Annotated in this window: 18 protein-coding genes; 14 read left to right on the top strand and 4 right to left on the bottom strand. The window is 72.6% G+C overall.

The annotated features are described in order from the left end of the window. Positions 1 to 124 precede the first annotated feature (124 nt). Together OG392_RS12585 and OG392_RS12580 are read right to left on the bottom strand one after the other, a co-directional pair. Positions 125 to 925 (bottom strand): DUF3097 domain-containing protein, encoded by an 801-nt coding sequence (locus OG392_RS12585; RefSeq protein ID WP_329278660.1) that lies wholly within the window; start codon positions 923 to 925, stop codon positions 125 to 127. Between the two features lie 10 nt (positions 926 to 935). Beyond that, positions 936 to 1,664, bottom strand: a complete 729-nt coding sequence (locus tag OG392_RS12580) for an MBL fold metallo-hydrolase (RefSeq protein WP_329278657.1) — start codon at positions 1,662 to 1,664, stop codon at positions 936 to 938. A 148-nt stretch (positions 1,665 to 1,812) separates the two neighbouring features. Between OG392_RS12580 and hrcA the strand changes: the two genes are divergently transcribed. The 9 genes from hrcA (at position 1,813) to OG392_RS12535 (ending at position 10,868) form a co-directional block, all read left to right on the top strand. Then, positions 1,813 to 2,832 (top strand): heat-inducible transcriptional repressor HrcA, encoded by a 1,020-nt coding sequence (gene hrcA / locus OG392_RS12575; RefSeq protein WP_329278654.1) that lies wholly within the window; start codon positions 1,813 to 1,815, stop codon positions 2,830 to 2,832. Continuing rightward, the gene (gene dnaJ, locus OG392_RS12570) at positions 2,833 to 3,969 is read left to right on the top strand and encodes a molecular chaperone DnaJ (RefSeq protein WP_329278651.1); all 1,137 of its coding nucleotides are present in this window, start codon (positions 2,833 to 2,835) and stop codon (positions 3,967 to 3,969) included. Positions 3,970 to 4,079: 110 nt separating this feature from the next. After that, positions 4,080 to 5,159, top strand: a complete 1,080-nt coding sequence (locus tag OG392_RS12565) for a nitronate monooxygenase (protein WP_329278649.1) — start codon at positions 4,080 to 4,082, stop codon at positions 5,157 to 5,159. Beyond that, entirely contained in the window at positions 5,156 to 5,899 is a 744-nt protein-coding gene (locus OG392_RS12560) for a 16S rRNA (uracil(1498)-N(3))-methyltransferase (protein WP_329278647.1), read from the top strand. Before OG392_RS12565 ends, OG392_RS12560 begins: the two co-directional genes overlap by 4 nt. Positions 5,900 to 6,013: 114 nt before the next feature. Further along, entirely contained in the window at positions 6,014 to 7,405 is a 1,392-nt protein-coding gene (locus tag OG392_RS12555) for an ATP-binding protein (RefSeq protein WP_329278644.1), read from the top strand. Beyond that, positions 7,402 to 8,496, top strand: coding sequence for a tetratricopeptide repeat protein (locus OG392_RS12550; RefSeq protein ID WP_329278641.1), 1,095 nt, complete (start codon positions 7,402 to 7,404; stop codon positions 8,494 to 8,496). Before OG392_RS12555 ends, OG392_RS12550 begins: the two co-directional genes overlap by 4 nt. A 75-nt stretch (positions 8,497 to 8,571) precedes the next feature. Further along, the gene (locus tag OG392_RS12545; protein ID WP_329278638.1) at positions 8,572 to 8,931 is read left to right on the top strand and encodes a histidine triad nucleotide-binding protein; all 360 of its coding nucleotides are present in this window, start codon (positions 8,572 to 8,574) and stop codon (positions 8,929 to 8,931) included. A gap of 13 nt (positions 8,932 to 8,944) precedes the next feature. Next, positions 8,945 to 9,847, top strand: coding sequence for a ribonuclease Z (locus OG392_RS12540; protein WP_329278635.1), 903 nt, complete (start codon positions 8,945 to 8,947; stop codon positions 9,845 to 9,847). Between the two features lie 10 nt (positions 9,848 to 9,857). Then, positions 9,858 to 10,868 carry an adenosine deaminase gene (locus OG392_RS12535; RefSeq protein WP_329278633.1) on the top strand — a complete coding sequence of 337 codons (1,011 nt, stop codon included), beginning with the start codon at positions 9,858 to 9,860 and terminating at the stop codon, positions 10,866 to 10,868. A 103-nt stretch (positions 10,869 to 10,971) separates the two neighbouring features. Here the strand turns inward: OG392_RS12535 and OG392_RS12530 are convergent, their stop codons facing one another. After that, positions 10,972 to 12,300, bottom strand: coding sequence for an MFS transporter (locus OG392_RS12530; RefSeq protein WP_329278631.1), 1,329 nt, complete (start codon positions 12,298 to 12,300; stop codon positions 10,972 to 10,974). Positions 12,301 to 12,568: 268 nt separating this feature from the next. Here OG392_RS12530 and OG392_RS12525 point away from each other — a divergent pair, with 268 nt between their 5' ends. The 5 genes from OG392_RS12525 to OG392_RS12505 all read left to right on the top strand — a co-directional run bounded on the left by OG392_RS12525 (position 12,569) and on the right by OG392_RS12505 (position 17,057). Next, positions 12,569 to 13,687: a carbohydrate kinase family protein gene (locus OG392_RS12525; RefSeq protein ID WP_329278629.1), complete on the top strand. Its 1,119-nt coding sequence runs from the start codon at positions 12,569 to 12,571 to the stop codon at positions 13,685 to 13,687. Between the two features lie 144 nt (positions 13,688 to 13,831). Beyond that, entirely contained in the window at positions 13,832 to 14,896 is a 1,065-nt protein-coding gene (locus OG392_RS12520) for a PhoH family protein (RefSeq protein WP_329278627.1), read from the top strand. A gap of 12 nt (positions 14,897 to 14,908) precedes the next feature. Further along, the gene (gene ybeY, locus OG392_RS12515) at positions 14,909 to 15,406 is read left to right on the top strand and encodes an rRNA maturation RNase YbeY (protein ID WP_030317475.1); all 498 of its coding nucleotides are present in this window, start codon (positions 14,909 to 14,911) and stop codon (positions 15,404 to 15,406) included. A 5-nt stretch (positions 15,407 to 15,411) separates the two neighbouring features. Continuing rightward, positions 15,412 to 16,707 (top strand): hemolysin family protein, encoded by a 1,296-nt coding sequence (locus OG392_RS12510; RefSeq protein ID WP_329278623.1) that lies wholly within the window; start codon positions 15,412 to 15,414, stop codon positions 16,705 to 16,707. After that, entirely contained in the window at positions 16,704 to 17,057 is a 354-nt protein-coding gene (locus OG392_RS12505) for an MmcQ/YjbR family DNA-binding protein (RefSeq protein WP_329278622.1), read from the top strand. Before OG392_RS12510 ends, OG392_RS12505 begins: the two co-directional genes overlap by 4 nt. A gap of 18 nt (positions 17,058 to 17,075) precedes the next feature. On the opposite strand, the gene OG392_RS12500 is transcribed toward OG392_RS12505, so the two are convergent. Beyond that, entirely contained in the window at positions 17,076 to 18,491 is a 1,416-nt protein-coding gene (locus tag OG392_RS12500) for an MFS transporter (protein WP_329278620.1), read from the bottom strand. Between the last annotated feature and the right edge of the window lie 88 nt (positions 18,492 to 18,579).

Genomic DNA, 18,579 nt, shown 5'->3' with positions numbered 1-18,579 from the left:
CATGCCGCGCACGCTACCCGACCGCGCCCCGCCCGGGCACCCCTGTCGGCACGGGAGCGAGGGGTGACCCCCGGCGGTCACCGGGGGTCGCCCCTCGCCCGGAAGGGAGCGGTGTGACGGCCTCCTACGGCGCCGTCACGAAGTCGATCAGTTCCTCCACCCGGCCCAGCAGCTCCGGTTCCAGGTCCTTGTACGTCGTCACCTTCGACAGGATGTGCTGCCAGGCCGCGCCCGTGTTCGGCGGCCAGCCCAGGGCCTCGCACACGCCCGTCTTCCAGTCCTGCCCCCTGGGGACCCGCGGCCAGGCCCGGATGCCCACCGAGGCGGGTTTCACCGCCTCCCAGATGTCGATGTACGGGTGGCCGACGACCAGCACGTCCGGTGATGTCACCTGAGCGGCGATCCTCGACTCCTTCGAACCCGGGACCAGGTGGTCCACCAGGACGCCGAGCCGGGCGTCCGGGGCGGGGTCGAACTCCGCGACGATCGCAGGGAGGTCGTCGACGCCCTCCAGGTACTCCACGACCACGCCCTCGATGCGGAGGTCGTCGCCCCAGACCCGCTCCACCAGTTCGGCGTCGTGGCGGCCCTCCACGTAGATCCGGCCCGCGCGGGCCACCCGGGCCCGCGCCCCCGGGACCGCCACCGAGCCCGACGCCGTACGGGTGGGGCGGGCGGGAGCGGCCGACGGGCGGACCAGGGTCACCACCCGGCCCTCCAGGAGGAACCCGCGCGGGTCCAGCGGGAACACACGGTGCTTGCCGAAGCGGTCCTCCAGGGTCACCGTGCCCGCCTCGCAGCGGATCACCGCCCCGCAGAAGCCCGTCGTGACCTCCTCGACGACCAGATCACGGTCGGCCGGAACCTCGGGAACGGGCGCCGAGCGCTTCCAGGGGGGCGTCAAGTCCGGGTTGTAGCTGCGCATTCGGGCGACGTTATGCGACGGAGAAGCGCGTTGCCAGTTCCTCCCGCTGGAGTCGTACGAACGTGGCGTCCACCACCGACCCGTGCCCCGGCACGTACACCGCGTCCTCGCCGCCGAGCCGCAGCAGCCGGTCCAGAGCGTCCGGCCAGCGGGAGGGGATCGCGTCCGGGCCGGCCTGCGGCTCGCCCGACTCCTCGACCAGATCGCCGCAGAAGACGACCTCGCGCTCGCCCGGCACCAGCAGCACCAGGTCGTGGCCCGTGTGGCCGGGGCCGACGTTCGCCAGCAGGACCTGCCGGCCGCCCAGGTCGAGCGTCCACTCGCCGGAGACCACGTGCCGCGGGGCCACCAGGACGTCGACCGCCTCCGTCGCCTCCGTCTCGTCGAGCCCGTGCCGTACGGCGTCCGCGCGCAGCGCCTCCCGGTCCCGCGCCCGGCCGAGGAGCTCGTCCGAGCCCACCGCGCCGAAGACCTCCGCGCCGGAGAACGCCGCCGTGCCGAGAACGTGGTCGAAATGGGGGTGGCTCAGTGCGATGTGCGTCACTCTGCGGCCGCCCGTGAGCTCCGCGATCCGGGTCCGCAGCTCGGCGCCCTCCGCGAGCGAGGAGCCCGTGTCGTACAGCAGCACCGCCCGTTCACCCAGTACCAGTCCGACCGTGGCGTCCCACCCGGGCAGCCGTCGCCGGCCCACCCCGTCCGCGAGCCGCTCCCATCCGTACGCTTCCCAATGCACGTCCATGCGGCGACGCTAGCCGGTGGAGGCGTCGCCACCTTGCCAGGAGCGACGCCCGCCGCCGTACACTGGCCGGGGGGTCGCTGGCACTCGGACAGGGCGAGTGCCAAAAGCGGAGCAACCGGAACGACGACGACAGCTGGAGGTGCGCACGATGCTCAGCGAACGCAGACTCGAGGTCCTGCGCGCCATCGTCCAGGACTACGTCGGGACGGAGGAGCCCGTCGGCTCCAAGGCGCTCACCGAGCGTCACAAGCTCGGAGTCTCGCCCGCCACCGTGCGCAACGACATGGCCGTCCTGGAGGAGGAGGGCTTCATCGCCCAGCCTCACACCAGCGCCGGCCGCATTCCGACCGACAAGGGCTACCGCCTCTTCGTCGACCGGCTCGCCGGCGTCAAGCCGCTGTCGACGCCCGAGCGCCGGGCCATCCACAACTTCCTCGACGGCGCGGTCGACCTGGACGACGTCGTCGGCCGTACGGTCCGGCTGCTCGCCCAGCTGACCCGTCAGGTCGCCGTCGTCCAGTACCCCTCGCTGACCCGCTCGACCGTCCGGCACGTGGAACTGCTCTCGCTGGCCCCGGCCCGCCTGATGCTGGTGCTCATCACGGACACCGGCCGCGTCGAGCAGCGTGTCATCGACTGCCCCGCGCCCTTCGGCGAGTCCTCGCTCGCCGACCTGCGGGCCCGGCTCAACAGCCGGGTCGTCGGCCGCCGGTTCGCCGACGTGCCACAGCTGGTGCAGGACCTCCCCGAGTCCTTCGAGGAGCTTGAGGACCGGGCCACGGTCTCGACCGTGCTCGCGACCCTCCTCGAAACCCTCGTCGAGGAGCACGAGGAGCGGCTGATGATCGGCGGAACCGCCAATCTGACCCGCTTCGGACCCGACTTTCCCCTGATGATCAGGCCCGTCCTCGAGGCTCTGGAGGAGCAGGTCGTGCTCCTCAAGCTGCTCGGCGAGGCCAAGGAATCGGGCATGACCGTACGTATCGGGCACGAGAACGCCCACGAGGGGCTGAGCTCCACGTCCGTCGTCTCGGTCGGCTACGGTTCGGGCGGCGAGGCAGTCGCCAAACTCGGCGTGGTCGGACCGACCCGCATGGACTACCCCGGAACGATGGGAGCGGTACGCGCAGTGGCACGTTACGTCGGACAGATCCTGGCGGAGTCGTAAGTGGCCACGGACTACTACGCCGTACTCGGCGTGCGCCGCGACGCCTCCCAGGACGAGATCAAGAAGGCCTTCCGGAGGCTCGCGCGCGAGCTGCACCCGGATGTGAATCCCGATCCGAAGACGCAGGAACGCTTCAAGGAGATCAACGCCGCCTACGAGGTCCTCTCGGACCCGCAGAAGAAGCAGGTCTACGACCTGGGCGGCGACCCCCTCTCGGCCTCCGGCGGAGGCGGCGCGGGCGGCTTCGGGGCCGGTGGCTTCGGCAACTTCTCCGACATCATGGACGCCTTCTTCGGCACGGCCTCGCAGCGCGGCCCGCGCTCGCGGACCCGCCGCGGCCAGGACGCCATGATCCGTCTGGAGATCGACCTCAACGAGGCGGCCTTCGGCACCACCAAGGACATCCAGGTCGACACGGCGGTCGTGTGTACGACCTGCTCGGGTGAGGGCGCCGCACCCGGCACCTCCGCGCAGACCTGTGACATGTGCCGCGGCCGCGGTGAGGTCTCGCAGGTCACCCGGTCCTTCCTGGGCCAGGTCATGACCTCGCGCCCCTGCCCGCAGTGCCAGGGCTTCGGCACCGTCGTCCCGACCCCGTGCCCCGAGTGCGCGGGCGACGGCCGGGTCCGGTCCCGTCGCACCCTCACGGTCAAGATCCCGGCCGGTGTCGACAACGGCACCCGGATCCAGCTCGCGGGTGAGGGCGAGGTCGGCCCCGGCGGCGGCCCCGCCGGCGACCTCTACGTCGAGATCCACGAGACCCCGCACGAGACCTTCCAGCGGCGCGGCGACGACCTGCACTGCACGGTCACCATCCCGATGACCGCGGGCGCGCTCGGCACGAAGGTGCCGTTGCAGACCCTCGACGGCGTCGAGGAGATCGACATCCGTCCGGGCACCCAGTCCGGCCAGTCGATCCCGCTGCACGGCCGGGGCGTGACCCATCTGCGCGGCAACGGCCGGGGCGACCTGATCGTGCACGTCGAGGTGCAGACCCCGTCGAAGCTCGACGCGGAGCAGGAGCGCCTGCTGCGCGAACTGGCCGTGCTGCGTGGCGAGGAGCGGCCCACGGGGCAGTTCCAGCCGGGGCAGCAGGGACTGTTCTCGCGCCTGAAGGACGCCTTCAACGGGCGGTAGGCAGGATTCCCGTACGGAAGGGGCGACGACCGCGGACCGCGGTCGTCGCCCCTTTCCGTGACCTGACGTACGGATTCGGTCCGGAAGCAGGGGCATGACACGATGCCCATATGTCCACCACCGCACTGAACGATCTCTCTCGGTTTCCGATCGTGCAGGCCCCCATGGCGGGTGGCGCCTCCTCTCCCGAGCTGGTCGGAGCCGTGTGCGCGGCCGGGGCGCTCGGCTTCCTGGCGGGCGGGTACAAGACGGCCGGAGGCCTCTACCAGGAGATCAAGCAGGTGCGCGGGCTCACCGCACGTCCTTTCGGCGTCAACCTCTTCCTGCCGGAGTCCGGGCGGCCCGCCGACCCCGCCGCCGTCGAGGTCTACCGGCATCAGCTCGCGGGCGAGGCCACCTGGTACGAGACCCCGCTGGGCGAGACCGACGACCACCGCGACGACGCCTACGACGCCAAGCTGGCGATCCTCCTGGAGGACCCGGTCCGTGTCGTCTCCTTCACCTTCGGCTGCCCCGCGCCCGAGGTCCTCGCCTCCTTCGCGCGTGTGGGAACGTTCACGATCGTGACCGTCACCTCCGCCGAGGAGGCCCTCGCCGCCCAGCAGGCCGGGGCGGACGCCGTCTGCGTGCAGGGCGCCGAGGCGGGCGGACACCAGGGCACGTTCCGCGACGACCCCGCCGACGACGTCCCGGGCACCGGACTGATCGCCCTGCTCGGCCTGGTCCGCGAGAGCGTGACCCTGCCGGTCGTCGCGACCGGCGGCATCATGCGCGGCGCGCAGATCGCCGCCGTCCTGGCCGCCGGGGCGGACGCCGCCCAGCTCGGCACGGCCTTCCTCTGCTGCCCCGAGTCGGGCGCCCACCCGCTGCACAAGCGGGCCCTGACCGATCCGCTGTACACCCGGACCGCCTTCACCCGGGCCTTCACCGGGCGTCCGGCGCGCGGCCTCGTCAACCGCTTCATGCGTGAGCACGGGCCGTACGCCCCCGCCGCCTACCCCGAGATCCACCACCTGACCGCCCCGGTCCGCAAGGCCGCCGCCACCGCGGGCGACGCCCAGGGCATGGCCCTGTGGGCCGGTCAGGGCCACCGGCTCGCCCGCGAACTCCCCGCCGGGCAGCTGGTCGAGGTGCTGGCCGCCGAACTCGACACCGCTCTCTCCGAGCTGCCCCACAGGAGCGCCTCATGACCGCACCCGTCTTCGTCGTCGACGCCGTTCCCGGCCCCGGGAGCTTCCTCCTGGACGGCCCCGAGGGCCGCCACGCCGTCTCCGTGAAGCGGCTGCGGGAGGGCGAGGAACTCGTCCTCGCCGACGGCCGGGGCCGCTGGGCCGCGTGCGTGGTGCTGGCCGCCGAGGGCAAGGACCAGCTCACCGTGCGGGTCGACGAGGTCCACGAGGACCCCGAGGAGGAGCCCCGCATCACCGTCGTCCAGGCGCTGCCCAAGGGCGACCGGGGCGAGCTCGCCGTCGAGACGATGACGGAGACCGGGGTGGACGCGATCGTGCCGTGGGCCGCCTCCCGCTGCATCACGCAGTGGAAGGGCGATCGGGGCCTCAAGGCGCTCGCCAAGTGGCGGTCCACCGCGCGCGAGGCCGGGAAGCAGTCGCGCCGCTCGCGGTTCCCCGAGGTCGCGGAGCCGATGACGACCAAGCAGCTCGCCGCGCTGCTCGCCACCGCCGACTTCGCGGCCGTGCTGCACGAGGACCGCGACCACCCGAGCGGGGCGCTCGCGACCGCCGAACTCCCGGAGAAGGGCTCGATCGTGCTGGTCGTCGGCCCCGAGGGCGGGGTCTCCCCGGAGGAGCTCGCGGCGTTCGAGACGGCCGGGGCGAAGCCGTACCGGCTGGGCCGGAGCGTGCTGCGGACGTCGACGGCGGGCACGGCGGCGACGGCGCTCGTCCTGGGCCGCACGGGCCGCTGGAGTTAGACGCCGACGTCGGCCTGCGGGGCGCGGTCCCGTGGCGTCCGGCGGAGTGTCCGGAGTCCGCAACGGATCGAACCCGGTGGACGGCGGCCCCCGCGCGCTCCTTAGGCTGACCGCATGGCCGACGAGTCCCCCCTGATCCGCAGTCTGCGCGCCGCCGTGGCCGCCGCCCCCGGTGACGTACCCCTGCGTCTCCACTTCGCCGAACTCCTCCTCTCCGAGGAACGGAACGACGAGGCCGTCGCGGAGGCGGCCGTCGCGCTCCAGCACGCGCCGGGCGACGCGGACGCGCGTGCGCTGATGATGCGGGCCATGGGGATGCCGACGGCCCCCGCCGCACCTCCCGCGGAGCCCGCGCCGGGGCCGGCCGCGACCTCGGCCGCCACGGAGAACGGCCCCGCGCCGGCCGAGCGGCCCGAGCGGCCCGAGCGGCCCGAGCCGACCGAGCGGCCCGAGCGGCCCGAGCGGCCCGAGCCGACCGAGCCGCCCGCGCCGCCCGTCGGCGGCGCCCCCGCCTTCGACTGGGAAGCGGCCGAGCAGCAGGTGCAGGACGTCGTCGGCCCCCGCTTCCTGGAGGCCCCGCAGACCGCCGAGGGCCAGGGCCCCGCCGGGGACGCCGACGCCTGGGACGTCGACGCGCCCGGCGCCGTACGCCTCGCGGACGTCGGCGGCATGGACGAGGTCAAGGAGCGCCTGGAGGCCGCCTTCCTCGCCCCCATGCGCAACCCCGAACTGCGCAGGCTGTACGGCAAGTCGCTGCGCGGCGGTCTGCTCCTCTACGGACCTCCCGGCTGCGGCAAGACCTTCATCGCGCGGGCCGTCGCCGGCGAGCTGGGCGCGAACTTCCTCACCGTCTCGCTCTCCGACGTCCTCGACATGTGGATCGGGGCCTCCGAGAAGAACATCCACGACATCTTCGAGACCGCCCGCCGCCAGGCCCCCTGCGTCGTCTTCCTCGACGAGCTGGACGCCCTCGGCGCCAAGCGCTCCCGCACCCACCACAGCGGACTGCGCAACGTCGTCAACCAGCTCCTCACCGAGCTCGACGGCATCGCCAGCGGCGCGGGCAACGAGGGCGTCTTCGTGCTCGCCGCCACCAACGTGCCCTGGGACGTGGACATCGCGCTGCGCCGCCCCGGCCGCCTCGACCGCACGCTCCTCGTGCTGCCGCCGGACGCCACCGCGCGCGAGGCGATCCTCCGCTACCACCTGCGCGAGCGCCCCATCGAGGCCGTCGACCTCGGCAAGCTCGTCAAGGTCACCGAGGACTTCTCCGGCGCCGACCTCGCCCATGTCTGCGAGTCGGCCGCCGAGGCCGCGCTCCTCGACTCCGCCCGCACCGGCTCCGTACGGCTGATCACCACCAAGGACCTGCTCGGCGCGGCCAAGCAGATCAAGCCGTCCACCGAGCCGTGGTTCGCGGCCGCCCGGAACGTCGCCATGTTCGCCAACGAGGGCGGGCTGTACGACGACCTCCTCGCCCACCTCAAGCGGAAGCGCAAGCTGTGACCACGCCTACCACCCTCCTGCGCGCCGAAGCCCTGTACGACACCGGGCGGTTCGCGCAGGCCGGACAGCTGGTCGCCCAGCACCTGGCGAGCGAACCGGAGGACACCGAGGCGCTCGTGCTGCTGGCCCGCTGCCACCATCGCGCCGAGGAGCACCAGGCAGCCCTGGAGGCCGTGGACGCGGCCCTGCGCGCCGAGCCCGAGCTGCTCATGGCCTGGTTGATGCGCGTCCAGATCCTGCTCGAACTGCGGCGGTTCCCGGAGGCCGAGACCGCCGCCCGGTACTCCGTCAGCCTCGCCCCGCAGTACTGGGGCACCCACTACGCCCTCGGCACCGCCCTCGCGCAGTTCGCGGAGCAGGCGCGGACGCCCGCGCGGACCGTCGAGGCGTACGAGGCGGCGCGGGCCGCCGTGAGTCTCGCCCCCGAGGAGGACGCGGCCCACTTCCTGGTGGGGCTCACCGCCCAGCGCCGGGGCGACCACGCCACCGCGCAGCGGGCGTACGAGGCGACGCTGCGGCTCAACCCGCAGAGCAGCGAGGCCCACAACAACCTGTCGCTGCTGCGGCTGCGGCGCCGCTGGTTCCGGCGCGGGGCCTGGACCCAGGCCGCCGAGGGCTTCGTCGCCTCCGCCGCGCTCGACCTCCAGGACCGCAAGGCCCGCTACAACCTGGAGGCCATGGCCTGGAACACCGTGGCGGGGGCGCGCTGGGTGGCCTTGCTCGGCTTCGTCGCCTCGACGTTCGGCGCCGCTCCGGTCCGCAACGGTGAGACCGGCGCCGCGGCGCTCGTGCCGTTCGTGATCGGCGCGGCCGTGATCGTCGGCGCCTGGGGCGCCTGGGTGCTGTGGATGAGCCGCCGGGTGCCGCCCCGGCTGCGCCGCCCGATGCTCCTGGTGGCGCGCTCCTGCCGGCCGGTGATCGCGATGGCCGCCGCCGTCGGGCTGCTCGGGCTCTACTCGGTGGTGTCGATGGCCCTCTGGTCCTTCGACGCCGGGGTGGTCGGCGGGCTCGGGTCACCGCTGTTCTGGGCCGTGATCATCACGTACTGGGTGAGCCGCTCGGCCCTCAACCGCCGCGCGCCCAAGGACTGACCTGGGACACGGCGGCGGACGAGGCGGCGGATAGCATGCGCGTGTAGCGACCGACGAGGCGAGGAGGCCCGGGCCATGGCCGGAGAGCCGCAGAGCGACTGCCTGTTCTGCAAGATCGTGGCGGGGGAAGTGCCCGCGACGATCGTGCGCGAGACGGAGACCACGGTCGCGTTCCGCGACATCAACCCGCAGGCGCCCAGCCACGTCCTCGTGATCCCGCGCCTCCACTACCCGGACGCCGCGTCCCTGGCCGCCGCCGTCCCGGGGGTCGCCGCCGACATACTGCGCGAGGCGGGAGAGGTCGCCGCGCAGGAGAAGGTCGAGGGCAGCGGTTTCAGGATCGTCTTCAACACCGGCGCCGGCGCCGGCCAGACCGTCTTCCACGCCCACGCGCACGTGCTCGGCGGTCGCGGCCTCAACTGGCCCCCCGGCTAGACCGGCGGCCGCCATGTCCGTACGGGAACTCGTCGTGCTCGGGACCGCAAGCCAGGTCCCGACGCGGCACCGCAACCACAACGGCTATCTGCTGCGCTGGGACGGACAGGGCATCCTCTTCGACCCCGGTGAGGGCACGCAGCGGCAGATGCTGCGGGCCGGGGTCGCCGCGCACGACATCGACCGGATCTGCGTCACGCACTTCCACGGGGACCACTCGCTCGGCCTCGCCGGGGTGATCCAGCGGATCAACCTCGACCAGGTCCCGCACCCCGTCACCGCGCACTACCCGGCGAGCGGGCAGCACTTCTTCGAGCGGCTGCGGTACGCCACGGCCTACCGCGAGACCGTGCGGCTGGCCGAGGCGCCGGTGACCGCCGACGGGCCGCTCGCCGTCACCGAGGCGTACACCCTCGACGCGTGCGTGCTCTCGCACCCGGTCGAGTCGTACGGCTACCGGCTCACCGAGCCCGACGGGCGCCGCATCCTGCCCGAACGGCTCGCCGCGCACGGCGTCAAGGGCCCCGACGTGGGCCGCCTCCAGCGCGAAGGCGTCCTCGACGGCGTGACCCTCGACGACGTCAGCGAGGTCCGGCGCGGTCAGCGGTTCGCCTTCGTGATGGACACCCGGCTCTGCGACGGCGTGTACGCGCTCGCCGACGGCGCCGACATGCTGGTCATCGAATCGACCTTCCTCGACGAGGACGTCCGCCTCGCCACCGACCACGGCCATCTGACGGCCGGACAGGCCGCGTCGGTCGCCCGGGACGCGGGTGTGCGACACCTCGTCCTGACCCACTTCTCGCAGCGCTACTCCGACCCGGCCGAGTTCGGGCGGCAGGCACGGGCGGCCGGGTTCGACGGCGAACTGAGCATTGCCCAGGACCTCATGAGGGTCCCCGTACCGAAGAGATAGAGCACCACCCATGCCCCTCCCCACGGCTCTCCCCAAGGCCGAACTGCACCTCCACATCGAAGGCACCCTCGAACCCGAGCTCGCCTTCGCGCTCGCCGCGCGCAACGGCGTCACCCTGCCGTACGCGGACACCGCAGCCCTGCGCGAGGCGTACCGCTTCAGCGACCTCCAGTCCTTCCTGGACCTCTACTACGGCCTGATGGCGGTGCTGCGCACCGCCGAGGACTTCACCGATCTCACCGACGCCTATCTGGAGCGGGCCGCCGCCCAGGGCGTCCGGCACGCCGAGATCTTCTTCGACCCGCAGGCGCACACCGCCCGCGGCGTCCCCCTCGGCACGGTCGTCGAGGGCCTGAGCGCCTCCCTCGAACGCTCCGAGGAGCGGTACGGGATCTCCACCCGGCTCATCATGTGCTTCCTGCGCGACGAGTCGGCGGAGTCGGCGCTGGCCACCCTCGACGCCGCGAAGCCCTACCTGGACCGGATCACCGGTGTCGGCCTGGACTCGGCGGAGGTCGGCCACCCGCCGGCCAAGTTCCGCGAGGTGTACGAGGCCGCCGCGGCGCTCGGGCTGCGCCGGGTCGCCCACGCGGGCGAGGAGGGCCCGGCGGAGTTTGTCCGCGAGGCGCTCGACGTCCTCGGCGTGGAGCGGATCGACCACGGGCTGCGGTGCATGGAGGACCCGGAGCTCGTCGACCGGCTCGTGCGGGAGCGGGTGCCGCTCACGCTCTGCCCGCTGTCGAACGTGCGGCTGCGGGCGATCGACGTGCTGGGTGATCACCCGCTGCGGGAGATGATGGCGGCGGGTCTGCTCGTCACCGTGAACTCCGACGACCCGGCGTACTTCGGGGGGTATGTGGGGGACAACTTCGACGGGGTGCGGGAGGCTCTGGGGCTGTCGTCGGAGCAGCTGCGGGAGTTGGCGCGGAACTCGTTCGAGGCGTCGTTCCTGGAGGACGACGAGCCTCGTCGGGCGCGGTACCTGGCCGAGGTCGAGGCGTACGGGTTCGACGGGGAGTAGGCGGGCGGGATGGGGGCGGGGGGCGCCTGCGGCGGGGCCCCTTCCCCACCCGCCGCTTCCCGAACGGGGGCTCCGCCCCGGCCCCCGCGCCGCAGGCGCCCCCTCAGCCCCGGTCGCTCGGTCTCGCCAGTCTGTAGGCCGACTTCACGAGACGCCGGCGGCCCGTCGGGACCCGTACCGGGGCGATCTCCTGTTCCGGTGCGCCCATCTGCGGGACTGTCGGCGGGGTCGCCGCCGCCGTGCCCGCCAGGACCGCGCCCGCCGCACCGCCCCTGCGCCGCACGGAGCCCGGGACCAGGGGGCGGCCCGAGACATGGCGGGCCACCGCGGTCATCGGGACGGCGACCAGCGTCAGCAGGGCGCACAGGACCAGGCCCATGCCCGGGTATCCGGCGCTCTCCGACAGCAGGCTTCCCGCCAGGGGGCCGCAGGCCACGCCCAGGGAGGACGCCGCGCCGACCAGGACCGCCCAGCGGCCCCGGGGGTCGAGGGAGGCGGCCAGGCCCAGGAGGTAGGAGAGGACCACCGGGTAGCAGGCGTTCCACAGGATCTCTCCGGTCGCGAAGGACGCGAGGTCCCCGGCCGCCGAGCTGAGCAGGACGCAGCCGGCGATGAGGAGCGTGCCCACACCGATCGGCACCGCCCGGCCCAGGCGGGAGCCGAGTGCGCCGGCCGCCGTGACGCCCAGGAGTCCCGCGCCGAGGGCCGCCGCGAACACCGCGCCCACGGTGACCTCGGAGAGACCGGCCTGGGTGAGGCCGATGCGGCCGCTCACGCCCCACAGGGCGTTCTGGGAGAGCGACCAGAGCAGGATGCCGCCTGCCAGGACCGCTCCCGCCGGGCGGTGGGGGAGCGGGCCGGTCGGGGCCGCCTCGCGGGGCTCCCGGACGGCGCCCGGGAGCCTGGACGTCAGCGGCCACACCAGGGCCGCCGCGCAGGCGATCGCGAGCAGGGGCGGCGCGTGGCCGCCGGAGAGGTGCGGGAGGGTGAGGTAGAGCGCACCCGCCGTGGCCGAGACCGAGAGCAGGCCGAGCGTGGAGGCCCGGTGCGGGTCCCGCTGCCCGGCGATACCGGCCGCCGCCACCGCCGTCGCCGTACCGGAGCCGAAGCCGCCGAGGACCGCGCCCGCGACCACCAGGGGCACGATGCCGGTCGCGGCGGCGGAGCCGTATCCCACCGCCATCGCGAGCAGGCCCGCGCGGGCCGCCCGGCGGGGGCCGATCCGTTCCCCGCGGGCGGCGAGCGTGAAGCCTGCGGTGGAGGAGCCGAGGAGCAGGACGGAGCCCACGAGGCCCGCCTGTGCCGGAGTGAGGCCGAGCCCGGCGGAGAGCCGGCCGACGACGGTCGGCAGCAGGTACGGGGCGAGGTAACCGGCGGTGAAGAGGGAGACGAGGGCGACGAGGGCCCCCGGGACGCGCGGGCGCGACGACATGGGCGTTCCAGGAACTGAACAGGGATGTGAGACGGCGCCCGGTGGACCACGGGGTCGCGGCACCATGTGTATCAAGCATCCGAGTGAGCGGAGAAGGTGGAATCCCCCGATTCGGTCCGTGATACGGGTCACAATTGGTTTGGAGTCGATTGGGATGGGTATCGCGCGAGCGTCGTGTCGTGTCACCCCGTCTCTCAAGACCCATCGGGCACACTGTCCAGATCCGCACCACGGTGCCGATCCACGCACCACGACCGGGGAGTCCGCCGTGACCACAGCAAGGGGAGACCAACCGCAACAGGACGCCGGGGTCGACCCGTTGGTGTGCCTGCGCGAGCCCACCGACCCCGCCTGCGACGTCTTCCTGACCGGCACTGTCTTCCTCGACATCATCTTCACCGGCCTCGACTCCGCACCCGTCCGCGGCACCGAGTCCTGGGCCCGCGGCATGGGCTCCAGCCCAGGCGGCGTCGCCAACATGGCCACCGCCCTCGCCCGGCTGGGGCTCCGCACCTCCCTCGCCGCCGCCTTCGGCGACGACCACTACGGCGAGTACTGCTGGGACGCGCTCGAACAGGGCGAGGGGATCGATCTGTCGCTCTCCCGCACCGTCCCCGGCTGGCACTCCCCGGTCACGGTCTCCATGGCCTACGAGGGCGAGCGCACGATGGTCTCCCACGGCCACGAGGCCCCGCCGTCGGACGGCGCCCTGCCCGCCTATCCGCCGCACGCGCGTGCGGCCGTCGCCTCCCTCGTCCCCGGCCGCGCCGAGGACTGGGTCGCCCAGGCCGCACGCGGCGGCGCCAAGGTCTTCGCCGACGTCGGCTGGGACGACACCGGCCGCTGGGACCTGGCCGGCCTCACCGACCTCGCGCACTGCGAGGCCTTCCTGCCGAACGCCGCCGAGGCGATGCGCTACACCCGGACCGACTGCCCCCGGGCCGCCGCCCGCGCCCTCGCCGACAAGGTCCGCTACGCCGTCGTCACCCTCGGTTCCGAGGGCGCCTACGCCGTCGACGGCGGCACCGGCGAGACCGCCGAGGTGCCCGCCATCCAGGTCTCCGCCCTCGACCCGACCGGCGCCGGGGACGTCTTCGTCGCCGGCTTCGTCACCGGCACCCTCGCCGACTGGCCGCTCGCCGACCGCCTCGCCTTCGCCGGGCTCACCGCCGCCCTCTCCGTCCAGGAGTTCGGCGGCTCCCTGTCAGCCCCCACCTGGGGCGAGATCGCCGCGTGGTGGCAGCACGTCCAGGTCCACGAGAGCCAGGACCCCGAGGCCCTGCGCGACCGCTACGCCTTCCTGGAGCGGCTCCTCCCCGCTCCCGCCCGCCCCTGGCCGCTGCGCAGGGCGGTGCCGACGATCGGGTTCCGCGCGGCACACACGTAGAACACGCGGGGTGCCCGCCGCCCACGGCGGCACCGTAAACCGCTACGGGCTTGTCGGCACCGAGTCGTAGGCTTGGTAGCCCAGAGGCGGTCGAGCGGCGACGGCCCTGCATCGGGAGGTGTGTGCAGGCCACAGTGCCGGCCCATGACTCAGACGCCCACATCCCACAACGGCGCGCCCGGCGAAGCCCGCGCACAGTTCACCGTCCCCGCCAAGCACCCGATGGTGACCATCCTCGGCTCGGGTGACTCACTGCTCCGCGTGATCGAGCGGTCGTTCCCGCAGGCCGACATCCATGTCCGGGGCAACCAGGTCAGCGCGGTCGGCGACGCGGCGGAAGTCGCGCTGATCCAGCGCCTGTTCGACGAGATGATGCTGGTGCTCCGCACCGGTCAGCCGATGACGGAGGACGCAGTGGAACGCTCGATCGCCATGCTCAGGGCGAGCGGGAACGGTTCGGAGGGCGGCGAGGAGACCCCCGCCGAGGTGCTCACGCAGAACATCCTCTCCAACCGCGGTCGCACGATCCGTCCCAAGACCCTCAACCAGAAGCGGTACGTCGACGCGATCGACAAGCACACGATCGTCTTCGGCATCGGTCCGGCCGGTACGGGAAAGACCTATCTGGCCATGGCCAAGGCGGTCCAGGCCCTGCAGTCCAAGCAGGTCACCCGGATCATCCTGACCCGCCCGGCCGTCGAGGCCGGCGAGCGCCTCGGCTTCCTGCCCGGCACGCTCTACGAGAAGATCGACCCCTACCTGCGCCCGCTCTACGACGCGCTGCACGACATGCTCGACCCGGACTCGATCCCCAAGCTGATGGCCGCGGGCACGATCGAGGTCGCGCCGCTGGCCTACATGAGGGGCAGGACGTTGAACGACGCGTTCATCATCCTGGACGAGGCGCAGAACACGAACCCCGAGCAGATGAAGATGTTCCTCACCCGCCTCGGCTTCGACTCGAAGATCGTCATCACCGGTGACGTCACCCAGGTCGACCTGCCGAACGGGACGAAGAGCGGTCTGCGGCAGGTCCGGGACATCCTGGAAGGCGTCCAGGACGTCCACTTCTCGACGCTCACGTCGCAGGATGTCGTCCGGCACAGGCTCGTCGGCCGTATCGTCGACGCGTACGAGCAGTACGACCTCCGCAACGAGGGCCGCGAGGACAACCGCGGCGAGCATCGGCGCGGCCGCAACGGGAAGTAGAACGCAGAACACATGTCGATCGACGTCAACAACGAGTCCGGTACCGAGGTCGACGAGCAGGCGATCCTCGACATCGCCCGCTACGCGCTCGCGCGCATGCGCATCCACCCGCTCTCCGAGCTCTCGGTGATCGTCGTGGACGCGGAGGCGATGGAGCAGCTCCACATCCAGTGGATGGACCTGCCGGGTCCGACGGACGTCATGTCCTTCCCGATGGACGAGCTCCGCCCGCCGGCGAAGGACGACCAGGAGCCCCCGCAGGGGCTCCTGGGCGACATCGTGCTCTGCCCCGAGGTCGCCACCCAGCAGGGCAAGGACGCGCCGACGGAGCACTCCATGGACGAGGAGCTCCAGCTGCTCACCGTCCACGGTGTGCTCCACCTGCTCGGGTACGACCACGAGGAGCCCGACGAGAAGGCCGAGATGTTCGGCCTCCAGGCGGCGATCGTCGACGGCTGGCGCGAGGAGAAGGGCCTCACCGGCCCGTCCCCGGCGCCGACCGTCTCCTGACCCCGATGGACGTTTCGCTGATCCTCGGTGCCGTGGCCCTGGTCATCGTGGCCTGGCTCGCCGCCTGCGCCGAGGCCGGTCTCGCGCGCGTCTCCACCTTCCGCGCCGCCGAGGCCGTACGATCCGGCCGGCGCGGGGCCGAGAAGCTCGCCCAGGTCGCCTCCGACCCCACCCGCTACCTCAACGTGGCCCTGCTGGTGCGGGTCGCCTGCGAGATGGGGGCCGGCGTCCTCGTCACGTACGCCTGCATCGAAGCCTTCCCGGAGACCTGGGAGGCGCTGCTCGTCGCCATCGTCGTGATGGTCCTCGTGTCGTACGTGGCCGTGGGCGTCTCGCCGCGCACCATCGGCCGCCAGCACCCGCTGAACACGGCGACGGCCGCCGCGTACGTGCTGCTGCCGCTGGCCCGGATCATGGGGCCGATCCCGCAGCTGCTGATCCTCATCGGCAACGCGCTGACCCCCGGCAAGGGCTTCCGCAAGGGGCCCTTCGCCTCCGAGGCCGAGCTGCGGGCCATGGTGGACCTCGCCGAGCAGGAGTCGCTGATCGAGGACGAGGAGCGCCGCATGGTGCACTCCGTCTTCGAGCTGGGCGACACGCTCGTACGGGAGGTGATGGTGCCTCGTACCGACCTCATCTGCATCGAGCGGTACAAGACGATCCGTCAGGCCCTCACCCTCGCGCTGCGTTCCGGCTTCTCGCGTATCCCCGTCACCGGGGAGAACGAGGACGACATCGTCGGCATCGTGTATCTGAAGGACCTGGTCCGCAAGACGCACATCAACCGGGACTCCGAGTCCGACGTGCTGTCGACGGCGATGCGGCCCGCCACCTTCGTGCCCGACACCAAGAACGCCGGTGACCTGCTGCGCGAGATGCAGCAGGAGCGCAACCACGTCGCGGTCGTGATCGACGAGTACGGCGGCACGGCCGGGATCGTCACCATCGAGGACATCCTGGAGGAGATCGTCGGCGAGATCACCGACGAGTACGACCGGGAGCTGCCGCCGGTCCAGGACCTCGGCGGGGGCAGTCACCGGGTCACCGCGCGCCTCGACATCGGCGACCTGGGCGAGCTGTACGGCCTGGGGCCCGACGAGTACGACGACGAGGATGTGGAGACCGTCGGCGGACTGCTCGCGAAGGCGCTCGGCCGGGTGCCGATCTCGGGCGCCAAGGCGGTCGTGGAGCTGCCGGACGGGCGTTCGCTGCGGCTGACGGCCGAGTCCCCGGCCGGCCGCCGGAACAAGATCGTCACCGTTCTGGTGGAACCCCTGGAACCGGAGGAGAAGCAGGCATGACCCCCGACGAGCTGCGCGCCCTCTGCCTGGACTTCAACGACGCGGCGGAGGAGTTCCCGTTCGGGCCCGACGTCTCCGTCTTCAAGGTCGCCGGGAAGCTGTTCGCGCTCTCGTGGCTCGAGGCCGAGCCGCTGCGGGTCAACCTCAAGTGCGATCCGGACGACGCCGTACGGCTCCGTGAGGAGCATCCGGCGATCACCCCGGGCTATCACATGAACAAGCGGCACTGGAACACGGTGAGCGTCGGAGAGCTCCCGGACCGCATGGTCCGGGAGCTCGTCGAGGACTCGTACGACCTGGTGGTCGCGGGTCTGCCGAAGGCCGTACGGCTCCGTCTCGACAGGCCGTAGCTCTCCCGCCGGCGTGGTTCAGGACCGGCGCCGCAGGCCGAGGCCGACCAGGACCGCCGTGCCGAGGACGATCGCCGCGTCCAGGACGAGGACCGTGCGCACGCCTCCGAACAGGTCGCCGCCCGTGGTGGCGAGCACGCCCAGCAGTGGGATGCCGATCGTGAGGCCGACCTGCTGGGTGGTCGTCACCAGACCGGTCGCCAGGCCCTGCTCCGCGTCCGGGACGCCCGAGGTGACGGTCAGTCCGTACGAGATGATCGCGCCGAGGTGGCACATCGAGGCCAGCGAGACGGCGACGGTCGCCAGCACCACGCCCGAGTCCTCGCCCAGGCCGAGCAGTGCGGCCGTCAGCACGCCCTGACCGGCCAGCGAGCCGACCAGGGTGGCGCGGGTGCCGATCCGGCCGATCACCCTCGGCGCGAGCATGCCGGCCACGACCGACATCACGCCCTGCACGCCGAAGACCAGTCCGGTCGCGAAGGCCGACAGGCCGAGCGTCTCCTGCAGGTACAGGGTGAGGACGAAGACGACGGTCGACATCATCGAGAAGGTGATCAGACCGCCCAGGTTGCCGAAGGCGACCGTGCGGCGCCGCAGCATCGGCAGCGACACCAGCGGGGCCGCGTGCCGGGACTCGACCCGCACGAACACCGCGAGCAGCACGATCCCCGCCGCCAGGGTGACCAGCACGTCCGTGCCGCCGAAGCCCCGCTCGGCGGCCGTGGACAGGGCGTAGATCAGGGCGAGCAGACCACCGGTGACGGTCACCGCGCCGGGCACGTCGAGACGGGGGCGCTCGGGGGTGCGGGACTCGGGGAGCAGTCCGGGGGCCAGCGGCAGCACGATCACGGCGAAGAGGGCGAGCAGACCCATGGTGGAGCGCCAGCCGAGGGTGTCCGTCATGACGCCGCCGAGGACCATGCCGACGGTGAAGCCGAGCGAGAGCAGGGTGCCGGAGATGCCGAGCGCCTTGTCGCGCAGCGGCCCCTCGGGGAAGGTCGTGGTCAGCAGGGACATGCCGGTGGGCACGATCGCGGCGGCGCCGATGCCCTGGAGGGCGCGTGCGGTGAGGAAGGCGGCCGGGTTCCAGGCGAAGGTGGCGAGCAGCGAGGCGAGGCCGAAGAGGGCGAGTCCGGCGAGGAACAGCTTCTTGCGTCCGTAGAGGTCGCCGACGCGGCCGAAGAGGAGCAGGAAGCCTCCGGAGGGCAGCGCGAAGGCGGTGACCGCCCACTGGAGGGCGGACTGGCCGAGGCCGAGGTCGGCGCCGAGGACGGGCAGCGCCACGTTCAGCACGGAGAAGTCGAGCGCGACCATGAACTGGGCGGCGCACAGCACGAAGAGGATGAGCCGGGTGCGGCCGGTGAGGACGGGGGGAGCGGCCTGAGGGGCGGTCTCGGTGCCGGTGTCCGCGGGGGGAGAGGTCAGGGTTGCCATGACCCCTACCTTCGGCGTCCGGGAACAAGGCTGGGGAGCGGGAACTTATCCTGTTGGTCGTACCACCAGGCATCCAGGGGGAGGAAGC

This window comes from Streptomyces sp. NBC_00691 (assembly GCF_036226665.1).
GTDB lineage: Bacteria > Actinomycetota > Actinomycetes > Streptomycetales > Streptomycetaceae > Streptomyces.
Note: the sequence above shows the minus strand (reverse complement) of the source record. Positions and strands in the feature narration are given on the sequence as shown.